Raw genomic sequence first — 13,986 nt, forward strand, 5'->3', positions numbered from 1 at the left:
GACTCTAGACTCGATTCAGGCTCCACGCCGTGTATCCTGTCAAAAAGTGTCAATCCTGGAGCACTGCTCATGAACAGCACAGCGCAGTTTCGCAGTTTTGCCGAGTTCTACCCCTATTATCTGGGGGAGCACAGCAACCCCACCTGCCGGCGCCTGCACTTTGTCGGTACCAGCCTGGTGATCGCCCTGCTGGCGTACACGATCGGCAGCGGCAAATGGCTGCTGCTACTGGCAGTGCCGCTGTTCGGCTATGGGTTTGCCTGGGTCGGGCACTTCTTTTTCGAGAAAAACCGGCCGGCAACCTTCAAGCATCCGCTGTACAGCCTGATTGGCGATTTCGCCATGTTCCGCGACATTCTGCTGGGCAGGATCAGCCTATAGTTTCTCGGATGCCTATCACGCAGGTTCGCGCAACCCCGCAACGCCCTCTGCCTGCCGTAGCTGTGCGTCGGCCAGCCGGTACAGCTCGATACTGCCATCCCAATGCTCGATCAGCGCAGTGCAGGATTCCACCCAATCGCCACAGTTGAGGTAATCCACATCCCCGACCTTGCGGATTTCGGCATGGTGGATATGCCCGCACACCACCCCGTGAAAGCCGCGACGGGTGCACTCATGGGCAATGGCATCCTCGAAATCGCTGATGAAGTTCACCGCGCCTTTGACCTTGTGCTTGAGGTAGGCCGAAAGCGACCAATAACCATAACCGTAGCGGGCCCGCCAGTGGTTGAGCCAGCGGTTGAGGACCAGCGTGAATTCGTAGGCACGGTCACCGAGAAAAGCTAGCCAGCGGTGATAACGGGTAATCACATCGAACTGGTCACCATGGATCACTAACAGCCGACGACCATCAGCGGTGAGATGCTCGGCCTCGTCCACCAACTGGATGTTGCCCAGGACCAGCCTGGAGTAGCGCCGCAGGAACTCATCATGGTTGCCCGTCACGTAGATCACCTCGGTGCCACGTTTGCTCATGGTCAACAAACGGCGGATCACGTTGGTGTGGGCCTGCGGCCAGTAGATACCGCCGCGCAGCTTCCAGCCATCGATGATGTCACCGACCAGATAGATACGGTCGGCCTGGTAGCCCTTGAGAAAGCGCGACAGGTGTTCGGCCTGACAGTCGCGGGTGCCCAGATGCACGTCAGATATCCACAGGGTGCGTACGCGCTGCTTGCGTGACGGGCGAGAGAGTTCGGCATGGGTCATGGGCGGGCTCCGGCGCTGTTTGCTGGAGACTGGCATCCGCACATGACAGGCTGGTGGCAGCGATGTGATCGGTGCTGGCCAGCCAGGAATACGGCACAATGGCGCTCTGCCCTGCGAGGACCCACCATGACCGCCGGCCCGATTCTTTCCCTTCGCCACTACCGCGACGACGTGATCGCCCACAGCCACGACCACCCACAGTTGGTGTTCGGCCTGCGCGGCCGGCTGGACTTCGAGGTGCAAGGGCATGGGGCACGGATCGACCGTCAAGGCCTGATCGTTGTGCCGGCCGGCGCCCATCACACCTGTGGCAGCGATGCCGGCAGCCACTGCCTGGTCCTCGATGTACCGAGCGATGATTGGCTGGACGAGCAACTCGGCGAGCATGCCAACGCCAGCCGGCGCCTGCTGGACCGCTCTGCCGCGCTGGGCCTGGACCCTCGCCAGCAGCAACTGGTGGACTGGCTGGCGGCAAGCCCGGTGGACGATCCGCTGATCGCCCGCCAAGGGGCAGCGTTGCTGCTGGCCTGCCTCAACCCGGCGCCGGCAGCCAACATCACACCCAGCCATCGCCTGCCTTATGCTGCCTTCGACGGTCACATCGAGCAGCACGCAGCCCACCCGCTGCAGGTGGCCGACCTGGCGCGAATCGCCGGGTTGTCCACTGCGCGGTTGCATGCACGATTTACTGCCGAGTGCGGCATGACACCGATGGACTACATTCGCCAGCGGCGCCTGCTCAAAGCGCGCGAGCTGGTAACCCGCACATTGCTACCGATGGGCGAGATCGCCGCGCGAGTGGGGTACAGCTCGCAGAGTGCGTTTTCGGCGGCGATACTGCGGGCCTTTGGTTGCACACCCGGGGGGTTGCGACGAGCGTCTGGCGACAAAGAACGCTAGGGTGGCGACAGACCGCGTTTGTGGGGAGCTTTACACTGTGCCTGTCCCGGCCTCTTCGGGTAAACGCACAAAAAGTCCGCGACTGAACAAACGCATTTCAAAGGACCACCATGAACCACCGTACAGCCCTGGGCGCCCTGCACATCGGCGCACTGTTCTTCGGCCTGACCGGCGTGTTTGGCAAACTGGCCGCCAGCGCCAGCCCGGCCATCATCGTCTTCGGCCGTGCCGCCTTCGCCGTACTCGCCCTTGCGCTGTTCGCCAGCCTCGCCGGCCCAGGCTGGCAGCGCCTGCGCAGCCAGGACGTACAGCGCCTCTTGCTGGGTGGTGTGCTGCTGGCCGGCCACTGGGTCAGCTTCTTCATCGCCGTCAAAGTCGGTGGCGTGGCTATCGCCACCCTCGGCTTCGCCAGTTTCCCGGCGTTTACCGTGATGCTTGAAGGGGTGCTGTTCCGTGAACGCATCCGCCGCAACGAAGCACTGCTGGTATTGCTGGTGAGCATCGGCCTGGTTCTGGTGACGCCGTCTTTCGACCTGGCCAGCGAAGCCACGGGCGGACTGCTGTGGGCGCTGCTTTCCGGCTTGCTGTTCTCGCTGCTGTCGCTGACCAACCGGGCAGGCTCGGGGCGCTTGCCCGCCGTACAGGCAGCGCTGTGGCAAAACCTCGTGGTCGGCCTGTGCCTGTTGCCGTTCGCCGTGCATGGCCTGGGCGCGGTGAAGCCGATGGACTGGCTGTGGATCGCCCTGCTAGGGGTTTTCTGCACGGGCGTCGCCCACAGCCTGTTCGTCGCCAGCCTGGCAGTGATCAAGGCACGCACTGCCGCGGTGGTTTTCGGCATGGAACCGGTCTACGGCATCGCTGTTGCCTGGATGGTGTTCGCCGAAACACCAACCCTGCGCATGCTGCTGGGCGGTGCACTGATCATCTTCGCCATTGTGCTTTCCAGCCGCCTTGGCGCCGAGCAGCCGCCCAAGCCACGCACCGTGGCCGAGGGCGCCTGATCAGCGATCGTTGTGCCCAAGGTCGCGCTGCGGGTCGATCTGGTCACGCACGCGCTGCTTGAGCACCTTGGCCTCTGGGAAACCACCGTCAGCCTTGCGCTCCCAGATCTGCACGCCATTGCAGGTGATGCGGAAGGTGCCGCCGGTAGCGGGCTCCAGCGCCACCCGGGCCAGGTCGTCGGCGAAGGTGCTGAGCAGTTCCTGGGCCAGCCAGGCGGCGCGCAGCAGCCATTGGCACTGCGTGCAATATGTGATGACGATTTCCGGCTTGTTGTCGGCCATGGTGCGCTTTCTCCAGGTAGGGGCCGCTTATACTAGCGGTCTTTAACCCCCTGTTTGAGACTCACGATGCGCCGCCTGCTGTTCTGCCTTTTGCTGACGCTCAGCTCTTTCACCGTGCTCGCCGAGGCGGCACGCCCCAAGGTCGGCCTGGTACTCTCCGGGGGCGCCGCCCGTGGCCTGGCCCACATCGGCGTGCTCAAGGCCCTGGAGGAACAGGGCGTGCGCATCGACGCCATCGCCGGCACCAGCATGGGCGCGGTGGTTGGCGGCCTGTATGCGTCCGGCTACAGCGTCGAGGAGCTGGAAAAACTCGCCACTACGCTCGACTGGCAGCAGGCGTTGTCCGATGCCCCACCGCGCAAGGACGTGCCCTTCCGGCGCAAGCAAGATGACCGCGACTTTCTGGTCAAGCAGAAGCTGAGTTTTCGAGACGACGGCAGCCTTGGCCTGCCACTTGGGGTGATTCAGGGCCAGAACCTCGCACTGCTGCTGGAAAGCAAGCTGGCCCACACCGCCGATACCCGCGATTTCGACAAGTTGCCAATACCGTTCCGCGCCGTGGCAACCGACATCGCCAGCGGCGAGAAGGTGGTATTCCGCCGCGGCCACCTGCCCCAGGTGATCCGCGCCAGCATGTCGATCCCGGCGGTGTTCGCCCCGGTCGAGCTTGATGGGCGCCTGCTGGTGGACGGCGGCATGGTCGACAACATACCCGTGGATGTGGCCCGGGACATGGGCGTTGATCTGGCCATCGTCGTCGATATCGGCACCCCGCTGCGTGACCGCAAGCAACTGGCCACGGTGGTGGATGTACTCAACCAGTCGATCACCCTGATGACACGGCGCAATTCCGAAGAACAACTGGCCAGTTTGCATAGGGATGACATCCTCATCCAGCCACAGCTGGCCGCGTTCGGCGTCACCGACTTCGGCCGCGCGCGCGACATGATCGAGGCCGGCTACCGTGCAACCCGCCTGCTCTACCCTCGCCTGGCCACCCTGCGCCAGCCTGAAGGCGATGCCGAACTGGCCATGGCACGCTCACCGCGCCAGCGCACCCCGGTGATCACGGCCATCAAGGTGGAGAACGATTCCAAGGTCAGCGATGACGTGATCCGCTATTACATCCGCCAGCCGATCGGCGAACCGCTGGAGCTCGACCGCCTGCAAACCGACATGGGCACCCTGTATGGCCTGGACTACTTCGACCGCGTGCAATACCGCGTGGTCCATAAAGGCGACGACAACACCCTGGTGATCAACGCCCGTGGCAAGCGCGGCGGCACCGACTACCTGCGCCTGGGCCTGAACCTGTCGGACGACCTGCGCGGCGACAGCGCCTTCAACCTGGGCGCCAGCTATCGGGTCAATGGTATCAACCAGTTGGGCGCCGAGTGGCTGACGCGCGCGCAGATCGGTGACAAGCAGGAGCTCTACAGCGAGTTCTACCAGCCGCTTGACGTGGGCTCACGCTACTTCATCGCCCCCTATCTGGACTTCGGCTCGCAGAACATCGAAGCCACCCTGGACAGCGACCCAGTAGCCGAATACCGCCTCGAGCGCTACGGTTTCGGTCTCAACGTCGGCCGCCAGATCGGCACCTATGGCGAAGTGCGCCTGGGTGCGGGCAAGGCCTGGGGCGAGGCCGAGGTGCGCATTGGTGAACAGGACCTGCCCAAGGTCAGTTTCAACGAAGGTTTCTACGAGCTGAAATACTCGTTCGACACGCTCGACAATGTGTACTTCCCGCACAGTGGCGAGAACATAGGCCTGACCCTGCGCAAATACGACAAATCGCTGGACTCGGACGCGGACTATCGCCAGTGGATGTTCAATCTGGACAAGGCTTTGAGCAGCGGGCCGAACACGCTGGTGCTCGGTGGTGGGTATGGACGCACGCTCGACGACACCGAAGTCGTGACGTCGAGCTTTGTGCTTGGCGGGGCACGGCAACTGTCCGGGTTCCGCCAGGACTCGGTATCCGGGCAGAACGTGAGCCTGCTGCGCATGGTCTATTACCGCCGCCTCACGCCGCGTTCCTATCTGCCGCTGGACTTCCCGCTGTACATAGGCGGGTCACTCGAGCGCGGACGGGCGTGGAACAACGACAATGAGTTCGACAGTGGCTACATCAATGCCGCCAGTATCTTCCTGGGGCTGGACACGCCACTGGGGCCGTTGAGCCTCAGCTATGGGGCCAACAGCGCGGATGAGCAGGCAATCTACTTGAACCTGGGCAATACGTTCTGAGCCTGAAGCCCGAACCGGGCCTCAGGATTTTTCCAGGTTGGCCAGAATCTTCGCATGCACCCGCATGCACACATCCAGGTCAGCCTCATCCACCCCGGTGAACAATTCCAGGCGCAGGGCATTGGCGATGGTTTCGATCTGCTCGATCAGGGGCTTGGCCGGTGGACACAACTGGATCTTCTTCGCCCGCCGGTCCTCAAGCACCGCCTGGCGTCGAACCAGGCCCTGGTTTTCCAGGCTGTCTAGCAGACGCGCCAGGGTCGGGCCTTCCACGCCTACACTTTGCGCCAGCTCGCGCTGGGTCGGCGCTTCTTCGAAACGAGCCAGGTGCAGCAACACCAGCCAGCGCGCCTGGGACAGGTTGAGCCCGGCCAGGCGGCGATCCAGTTCGGCACGCCAGCCACGGGACATCTGGGCCAGCTGCATGCCGAAACGGTGTTGGTTGTCGGTCAGGGGCATAAACAACTCATTGACTAGAACTAATTATTAGTCAGCTAACCATGCCCCGGGCCATCAGGCAAGGCTGCCCCACCCGCAAAGCCCTGAAAATCGTCAAAAAGGATGACATTGATCAGCGGATGTCCGAAATGTCTTCCATCGTCAGAGCTCGAATTCCGCCGCCAGCGCAGCACGCACGCAGTACAGCACACCCTCGGGTATGCGTGCGCCGAACAGCGGAGCAATGGCCGAGACTGGTGGCAGCTCGCCTTCGCCATCGAGGAAGGCATCCTGCACCTCCATCAGCAAGTCTTCAGGCAGGTCCAGCGCCTGGTCCAGGCTCAGTTCCTGGCGCCCAATGGCCTCGGCCAGCAAGCTGTAGACGTTCTTTTCGCTGCAATTGAGCTGGCCGGCGATCTGTGCCGGGGTCATGCCGGCACGGGCAAGGCTGACCAGTTCGTGGCGCAGGTCGAGTACCACCTTGGGCGCCTCGGTGGTGCCACCGGCGTCATTGAGCACTTCGAGGAAAGCCTGGCCGTAGCGCTCCAGCTTGCGCGCACCCACGCCGCTGACCTGGGCCATGTCGCTGAGGCTGGCCGGCTGGCTGCGCAGCATCTCCAGCAGCGTGGAGTCCGGGAAGATGACATAAGGCGGCACGCTGTGCTCTTCGGCCAGTTTGCGGCGCAACGTGCGCAGCGCTTCCCACAGCTTGCGCTCTTCGGCGCGCACCAGCTGGCTGGCCGGGCTGCCGCCGCCGGAAGAGGTTTTCGCCACTGTCTGCGGCTTGAGGTCGCGACGCAACTGCAAGGTCACTTCGCCGCGCAGCAGCGGCCTGCAGCTGTCGGACAGGCGCAGGCCGCCGTAGCCTTCCAGGTCGATGTCGACCAGCCCGCGGGCCACCAACTGGCGGAACAGCGATCGCCATTCAACCTCGGCCATCGCCTTGCCAACACCGAACACCGAGAGTTTTTCGTGGCCGAAATTGCGCACCTTCTCGGTATCCTTGCCCAGCAGCACATCGATCAGGTGGCCGACACCATAACGCTGGCCGGTACGGAACACCGCCGACAGCGCCTGGCGCGCAGGCTCGGTGGCATCCCAGGTCTGGACCTGGTCGACGCAGTTGTCGCAATGCCCGCAGGGCTGTTCGAGTACTTCATCGAAATAGGCCAGCAACGCCTGGCGGCGACAACGGGTTTCCTCGCACAGCGCCAGCATGGCGTCGAGCTTGTGTTGCTCGACGCGCTTGTGGCGCTCGTCACCGTCGGAGTTCTGCAGCATCTGCTTGAGCATCACCATGTCCTGCAGGCCGTAGGCCATCCAGGCATCGGACGGCAGGCCATCCCGGCCGGCACGCCCCGTCTCCTGGTAATAGGCCTCGAGCGACTTGGGCAGGTCGAGGTGGGCGACGAAGCGCACGTTGGGCTTGTCGATGCCCATGCCGAAGGCGATGGTGGCGACCATGATCAGCCCTTCCTCGTTGAGGAAGCGGTGCTGGTTGGCCGAACGGGTTTCAGCAGCCAGGCCGGCGTGGTACGGCAACGCCGGGAAGCCTTGGTCGCACAGGTAGGCAGCGGTCTCATCGACCTTCTTGCGTGACAGGCAGTAGACAATACCGGCGTTGCCGCGGCGCTCGCCGAGGAAGGCCATCAACTGCTTGCGCGGCGACTCCTTGGGCACGATGCGGTAGAAGATATTTGGCCGGTCGAAGCTCGACAGGAAGCGTTCGGCGCCCTGCAGGTGCAGGCGCTGGACGATTTCCTCGCGGGTGCGCATGTCGGCGGTAGCGGTCAGGGCGATGCGCGGCACGTGCGGGAACAGCTCGGCCAGCTGGCCCAGTTGCAAGTATTCCGGGCGGAAATCGTGACCCCATTGCGAAACGCAGTGGGCCTCGTCGATGGCGAACAGGGAAACGTCCAGGCCGCGAAGGAAATCCAGCATCCGCGGCTGTACCAGGCGCTCAGGCGCCAGGTAAAGCATCTTCACTTCACCGCGACGCAGGCGCCCGGCGAGGTCACGCTGCTGTTCCGCACTGAGGGTGGAGTTCAGGGCAGCCGCCGCGACCCCGAGTTCATCGAGGGTGGCGACCTGGTCGTCCATCAGCGCGATCAGCGGCGACACCACCACGGTCAGGCCCGGGCGCAACAGCCCAGGTACCTGGAAACACAGCGACTTGCCGCCACCGGTGGGCATCAGCACCAGGGCATCGCCGCCATTGGCCACGCATTCGATGATTGCTGCCTGGCGCCCACGGAAACTGTCGTAGCCGAAGATATCCTTGAGAACGCGCTGAGCCTGTTCGAGCATGTGCAACTCCACAAATCGCCGTACCATCCTGGACACAGGCTGGACGAAAAACCCGCTCCGCACACGCCAAATGCGTAAGCGGCTTTTGCCAGAGGCCGGGGAAACCCGCCCCTTGGGTGAAAAACCGCGAAGTATACCCCAGTGCCAGGCTGTGCAGGATGCCCGGTGACAGACGTTCCCTTTGCCCCGCCATCGCCGCAAGGTGCTAGAATTCACTATCGTTTATTCCCCAAGGTAGCCCTGTAATGTCCTTCGCCGAGCAACTGACCCGCCTGCAAGCCTTCCTCGACGCCGATGAGCTGCACGAAGAAGCGCTGGACTACGTCGCCGCCCACGGCTACCTGACCGCGCTGTCGATCTGCTCGGAAGACGTCCCCGAACGTGAATGGATCGACGCGCTGTTCGCCGAAGAGCCCCATTACGCCAGCGATGCCCAGCGCACCGAGATCGAAGCTACCTTGGTGGCACTGAAGGGCCATATCGCCCGTCAGCTGGCCAGCGACGAAGAATTCGATCTGCCGTGCGAGCTGGACCTGACCGACGAGCCGGACGACTCCGACCTGCGCGGCTGGTGCATCGGCTTCATGGAAGGCGTTTTCCTGCGTGAAGAGGCCTGGTTCGAGAACGCCGAAGAAGAAGTCAGCGAGATGCTGCTGCCGATCATGGTCGGTTCGGGCCTGTTCGACGAACAACCAGAATTCGCCGACATCGCCAGCAACGCCAACCTGCAGGACGACATGATCGTGCAGATCCCAGAGGCGCTGAGCGCGTTGTTCCTGCTGCTGCACGCACCTGACGAGAAGCCTGCGCTGCTCAAACCGCGCCACCACTGAGTCGGCTGTGCGCTACCTGCTGCTGGCCATCGGCTGGTTCAGCGTCGCGCTGGGGGTGCTGGGGATCTTCCTGCCGGTGTTGCCCACCACCCCTTTCCTGCTGCTGGCGGCGGCCTGCTTCGCCCGCAGCTCGCCACGCTTTCATCACTGGCTGGTCAACCACCCCACGCTAGGGCCGTGGATCCGCGACTACCTGAGCGGTGAAGGTATCCCCTTGAAGGGCAAGGTATACGCCATCGGCCTGATGTGGGCGAGCATCGGCCTGTCCTGCTACCTGGTGCCCCTGTTCTGGGCACGGGCCTTCATGCTGACCAGTGCGGTGCTTGTGAGCCTGTACATTCTCAAGCAGAAGACATTGCACCGGCCAGGCTGAACAGCGCAGCCCGCTCTGGCGCTATCGCCGGCAATCCGGAGATAGCGCCACAAGCTTCAAGCAAACTTGCAGGCCGCGCAGCTCACACCGTGTCCACCTTCAACGAATGATCATCGATCATCCCGTTGATGATGGTCGCCGTATCCGGCCCCGCCGATATCACCCCGCCCGCCCCCGCCGTCACGCCGTAGTGCTGCGCAAGGTCAACGCCGGCCAGGTCGATCGTCTGCGTCGGCGCCGCCCCCGCCACGCTGCTGATTTCAATGGTCGATACCACTGTCGCCCCGGCGCCACTGACCTTGAAGTGCAGGTATTCATCCAGGGACGCCGCCGTGGCGTGTTCCCCCGTCAGCAGCTGCGACAGGTCGAGCTTGTCGCTGCCTGGGGTGAAATCGTTGAGCGTGTCATGGCCGCTGTCGTTCTTCTGCCAGACGAAAGTGTCGCTGCCATTGCCACCGATCAAAATGTCATTGCCGCCGCCCCCTTTGAGCACATCATTGCCTGCACCGCCGTTGAGCACGTTGTCGGCACTGTTGCCGATCAAGGTATCGTCATAGCCCGAGCCGACCAGGTTGTAAATGCCATTGAAGGACTCAACCCCCGCACCTCCAGTGTCCTGCGCCCCTTCAAGGCTGAGGTCGACGGTGACCGCGCCCTCGGCTTGAGCATAGTCAGCCGTAGCGCTCGCCCCCTGGGCAGCGGCGGCATGCGCTTCAAGCGAAGCAATGTCGATGACTCCAGCAGTGAAGTGCTCACTGCCTGCGCCCATGAGCGGGGCCGCGTCCTGCACATTGGCGTAGTCGAGGACCATGTTCAGTTTGTAGCCTTCGCCGCCTTTGGCTGCACCCAACGGGTCGCTGAGGTGAATGCTGTACACCCCGTCATGGCTGGCCGTGAAGCTGTCTCCCGAGGCGATGGACTGATAGCTGCCACCGGCATCCTTCCACTGCATTGCCAGGTCGCCGCCATCGGGCGTGTGATTCAGCTGCAAGGCTTCACCTTTGCGCAGGGTGACATTGATCACTTCTTCGGCATTGCCTTGGGCGTTGACCATGCCGGACGCGCCCAGATAGCCGAGCACCACCAGCGCCGCGGTCATGCTGCTGGCATCGAGCGTGAACGCGCTGCGATCGACAACCCGTTGCTCCTGCCCCCTGGCGTACCCGGCGCCACATTCGGCTATCGAATTGTCGTGCACGTTGATCGTGATGGTCGCGGTGCTTTCGTCACCGTCAGCATCACGAATGGTGTAGACGAAGGTGTCGGTAGCATCCCGCGGTGCCACGACGCTCGGGTCGGAGTGGTAAATCGCATTCCCCCTGGCGTCCAGTATGAGGTAGCCATACTGGCCAACCACCTGGCTGCCGAGCTGACCGATAGCCGAGGTGCAGGTGTCATCGCCAGCGCGCACGCCCACCACGTAGCCGCAATCGCCCGGCACGTCAGCGCCGATCACATCGTTGGACAGGACATTGCCACGCACCTCCTCGCCTTTGCTGACACTTACAAAATCGCAATGGGCCTGCGGCACGTCATCCACGATGGTGATGGTGACGCTGCTGGTGGTCCAGTTACCTTGCGTATCCTCCACCCTGTAAGTGAATGACTCCCCGACGGTATTGGCACCATCGTTGGCATGGGTCGGCGAATTCGCTGGTGAAGTCAGGGTGTAGGTGTAGGAGCCGTCTGCGTTCAGGTGGATCTGACCGTACTCGCCTATGCCATTGCCTATCAGGCTGTAGGTCAATGCTCCGACGCCGCCACCGACTTGTCCGACCAGGCTGCCGACAGCCGTTTCGGCAGTCGAGCAAGGCTCACTGCCGTTGACATTTCCGGCCGCCAGGTCCTGGCCATCCTTGGTCAGGTCAAGCGCTTTTTCGTAAACCGTGACCCCACCGTCGCCACAGGGCTGAAGCGACTGGTCATGCACGTTGATGGTCACGGTAGCGGTACTTTCGTCGCCGTCGGCATCGCGAATGGTGTAAACAAAGGTGTCGAGCGCATCCCGCGGCGCTACGGCATTGGGGTTGGAGTGATACTCGGCGTTGCCCTGGGCATCGAGGGTCAGGTAGCCGTACTGCCCATACACATGGCTGTCGAGCTGACCGTTGGCAGCGGTGGAGGTGTCATGCCCGGCGCGCACGCCAATCACATAGGCGCCGTCATTCGAGGTATCGGCACCCACCACATCGTTGTACATCACGTTGCCGCGCACGATGTCGCCCTTGCCCACGCTGACGAAGTCGCAATGGGCTTGCGGGACGTCATCGACGATGGTGATGCTGACGCTGCTGGTGGTCCAGTTGCCCACCGTGTCCTGCACCCGGTAGGTGAAGGATTCGGTGACGGTATTGGCGCCGTCGTTGGCATGGGTCGGCGAGTTCGCCGGCGAGGTCAGGGTGTAGGTGTATGAACCGTCAGCATTGAGGAGCAATTGGCCGTATTGGCCAACGGCATCGCCGACCAAGGTGTAGGTCAACGCCCCCACGCCTCCTGCAACCTGGCCGACCAGGCTGCCGGAAGCGGTCTCGCGGGTCGACTCTGGGTCGCTGCCGGTGGCGGTTCCAACAGCCAGGTCGTGACCATCGCGGTGCAGGTCCAGCGCGTTTTCGAACACCGTGACGCCCCCGTCACCACATGGCTGCAGTGAAGGGTTGTGCACGTTGATGGTGATTGTCGTGGTGCTCTCGTCGCCGTCGGCATCACGAACGGTGTAGACGAAAGTATCCAGCGCATCACGCGGCGCGACGGCATCGGGGTTGGAGTGGTACTCGGCATTGCCCTGGGCATCGATGATCAGATAGCCGTACTGGCCATGCACCTGACTGTCGAGCTGGCCGAGCGCAGAGCTAGAGGTATCGTTGCCAGCGCGCACGCCTACCACGTACTTGCCATCGCTCAAGGTGTCGGCACCGACCACATCGTTGTACATGACATTGCCGCTGACCACATCACCTTTGGCGACACTGACGAAATCGGCGTTGGCCGTCGGTACATCGTCGACGATGCTGATGACGATCGTGCTGGTGGTCGAATTACCCTGAGAATCCTGCACCTGGTAGGTGAAGGTTTCAGTCACGGTATTGGCGCCGTCGTTGGCATGGGTCGGCGAATTCGCCGGTGAGGTCAGGGTGTAGGTGTAAGAGCCATCAGCGTTCAGCAGGATCTGACCGTACTGGCCGACAGCATTGCCGACCAAGGTGTAGGTCAGTGCGCCGACCCCGCCACTGGTCGAGCCGGCCAGGGTGCCAGAGGCCGTTTCCTGGTGCGATGCTGGGTCGCTGCCAATCACGGTGCCGGCGGCCAGGTCGCCACCGTCCTTGTGCAGGTCCAGCGCTTTCTCGTAGACCGTGACGTCGTGGTCCGCGCAGGTCATCAGTGCACTATGCACATTGATGGTTATGGTCGTGGTGCTTTCGTCGCCATCGGCGTCGCGAATGGTATAGACGAAGGTATCGACGGCATCCCGTGGTGAGGTGACGTTGGGGTTGGAGTGATACTCGGCGTTGCCCTGGGCATCGATGGTCAGGTAGCCGTACTGGCCGTTGACCTGGGTGTTGAGCTGGCCGATAGCCGACGTGGAGGTATCGCTGCCCGCGCGCACACCGACCACATATTGGCCGTCGCCGCGGACGTCAGCGCCCACCACGTCGTTGTACATCACGTTGCCATACACCACATCGCCCTTGGCCACGCTGACGAAATCGCTGCTGGCTGTCGGCACGTCGTCGACGATGGTTATGACGATGGTGCTGGTGGTCGAATTGCCCAGCGAGTCCTGCACCTGGTAGGTGAAGGTTTCAGTCACGGTATTGGCGCCGTCGTTGGCATGGGTCGGGGAGTTCGCTGGCGAGGTCAGCGTATAGGTGTAGGAGCCATCAGCATTGAGCTGAATCTGGCCGTATTGGCCTACGGCATTTCCGACCAGTGCGTATGTGAGCGCACCTACCCCGCCGCTGGCTGAGCCGACCAATGTGCCGGATGTGGTTTCCTGGCTCGAAGCTGAGTCGCTCCCCGTGACATTGCCGGCGGCCAGGTCGTTACCGTCCTTTTGCAGGTCCAGGGCTTTCTCGTGAACCGTGATGTCACGATCTTCGCAAGCCATCAACGAATTGTGCACGTTGATGGTGATGGTCGTGGTGCTTTCGTCGCCATCGGCGTCGCGAATGGTATAGACGAAGGTATCGACGGCATCCCGTGGTGAGGTGACGTTGGGGTTGGAGTGATACTCGGCGTTGCCCTGGGCATCGATGGTCAGGTAGCCGTACTGGCCGTTGACCTGGGTGTTGAGCTGGCCGATAGCCGACGTGGAGGTATCGCTGCCCGCGCGCACACCGACCACATATTGGCCGTCGCCGCGGACGTCAGCGCCCACCACGTCGTTGTACATCAC

The 13,986-nt window shown here is 62.8% G+C and carries 11 protein-coding genes; 6 read left to right on the top strand and 5 right to left on the bottom strand.

What is annotated here, in order from left to right; all coding sequences use genetic code 11:
- Positions 1 to 69: 69 nt before the first annotated feature.
- Positions 70 to 381 carry a DUF962 domain-containing protein gene (locus EGJ09_RS18405; RefSeq protein ID WP_008091834.1) on the top strand — a complete coding sequence of 104 codons (312 nt, stop codon included), beginning with the start codon at positions 70 to 72 and terminating at the stop codon, positions 379 to 381.
- Positions 382 to 396: 15 nt separating this feature from the next.
- Here the strand turns inward: EGJ09_RS18405 and EGJ09_RS18410 are convergent, their stop codons facing one another.
- The gene (locus EGJ09_RS18410) at positions 397 to 1,209 is read right to left on the bottom strand and encodes a UDP-2,3-diacylglucosamine diphosphatase (protein ID WP_046785412.1); all 813 of its coding nucleotides are present in this window, start codon (positions 1,207 to 1,209) and stop codon (positions 397 to 399) included.
- 126 nt (positions 1,210 to 1,335) lie between these two features.
- Between EGJ09_RS18410 and EGJ09_RS18415 the strand changes: the two genes are divergently transcribed.
- Positions 1,336 to 2,109, top strand: a complete 774-nt coding sequence (locus tag EGJ09_RS18415; RefSeq protein WP_125924519.1) for an AraC family transcriptional regulator — start codon at positions 1,336 to 1,338, stop codon at positions 2,107 to 2,109.
- 110 nt (positions 2,110 to 2,219) lie between these two features.
- Complete coding sequence (locus EGJ09_RS18420) at positions 2,220 to 3,110, top strand: DMT family transporter (protein WP_115274145.1); 891 nt, start codon at positions 2,220 to 2,222, stop codon at positions 3,108 to 3,110.
- Here EGJ09_RS18420 and EGJ09_RS18425 read toward each other — a convergent pair whose 3' ends face one another.
- Complete coding sequence (locus EGJ09_RS18425) at positions 3,111 to 3,392, bottom strand: SelT/SelW/SelH family protein (protein WP_125924520.1); 282 nt, start codon at positions 3,390 to 3,392, stop codon at positions 3,111 to 3,113.
- 66 nt (positions 3,393 to 3,458) lie between these two features.
- Between EGJ09_RS18425 and EGJ09_RS18430 the strand changes: the two genes are divergently transcribed.
- Entirely contained in the window at positions 3,459 to 5,642 is a 2,184-nt protein-coding gene (locus EGJ09_RS18430) for a patatin-like phospholipase family protein (protein ID WP_125924521.1), read from the top strand.
- 21 nt (positions 5,643 to 5,663) lie between these two features.
- On the opposite strand, the gene EGJ09_RS18435 is transcribed toward EGJ09_RS18430, so the two are convergent.
- Together EGJ09_RS18435 and recQ are read right to left on the bottom strand one after the other, a co-directional pair.
- A complete protein-coding gene (locus EGJ09_RS18435; RefSeq protein WP_046785416.1) occupies positions 5,664 to 6,101 on the bottom strand; it encodes a MarR family transcriptional regulator in 438 nt (145 codons plus the stop codon).
- Between the two features lie 141 nt (positions 6,102 to 6,242).
- Positions 6,243 to 8,387, bottom strand: coding sequence for a DNA helicase RecQ (recQ, locus tag EGJ09_RS18440; RefSeq protein WP_125924522.1), 2,145 nt, complete (start codon positions 8,385 to 8,387; stop codon positions 6,243 to 6,245).
- Between the two features lie 245 nt (positions 8,388 to 8,632).
- Here recQ and EGJ09_RS18450 point away from each other — a divergent pair, with 245 nt between their 5' ends.
- On the top strand, positions 8,633 to 9,220 hold the full coding sequence (locus EGJ09_RS18450) for a YecA family protein (protein WP_039602166.1): 588 nt from the start codon (positions 8,633 to 8,635) through the stop codon (positions 9,218 to 9,220).
- On the top strand, positions 9,192 to 9,593 hold the full coding sequence (locus EGJ09_RS18455; RefSeq protein ID WP_371928090.1) for a YbaN family protein: 402 nt from the start codon (positions 9,192 to 9,194) through the stop codon (positions 9,591 to 9,593). Before EGJ09_RS18450 ends, EGJ09_RS18455 begins: the two co-directional genes overlap by 29 nt.
- Before the next feature lie 82 nt (positions 9,594 to 9,675).
- Here EGJ09_RS18455 and EGJ09_RS18460 read toward each other — a convergent pair.
- The coding region (locus EGJ09_RS18460; RefSeq protein ID WP_125924551.1) for an Ig-like domain-containing protein at positions 9,676 to 13,986 on the bottom strand (4,311 nt) is incomplete at its 5' end.

This window comes from Pseudomonas sp. p106 (genome assembly GCF_003936645.1).
Lineage (GTDB): Bacteria > Pseudomonadota > Gammaproteobacteria > Pseudomonadales > Pseudomonadaceae > Aquipseudomonas > Aquipseudomonas putida_E.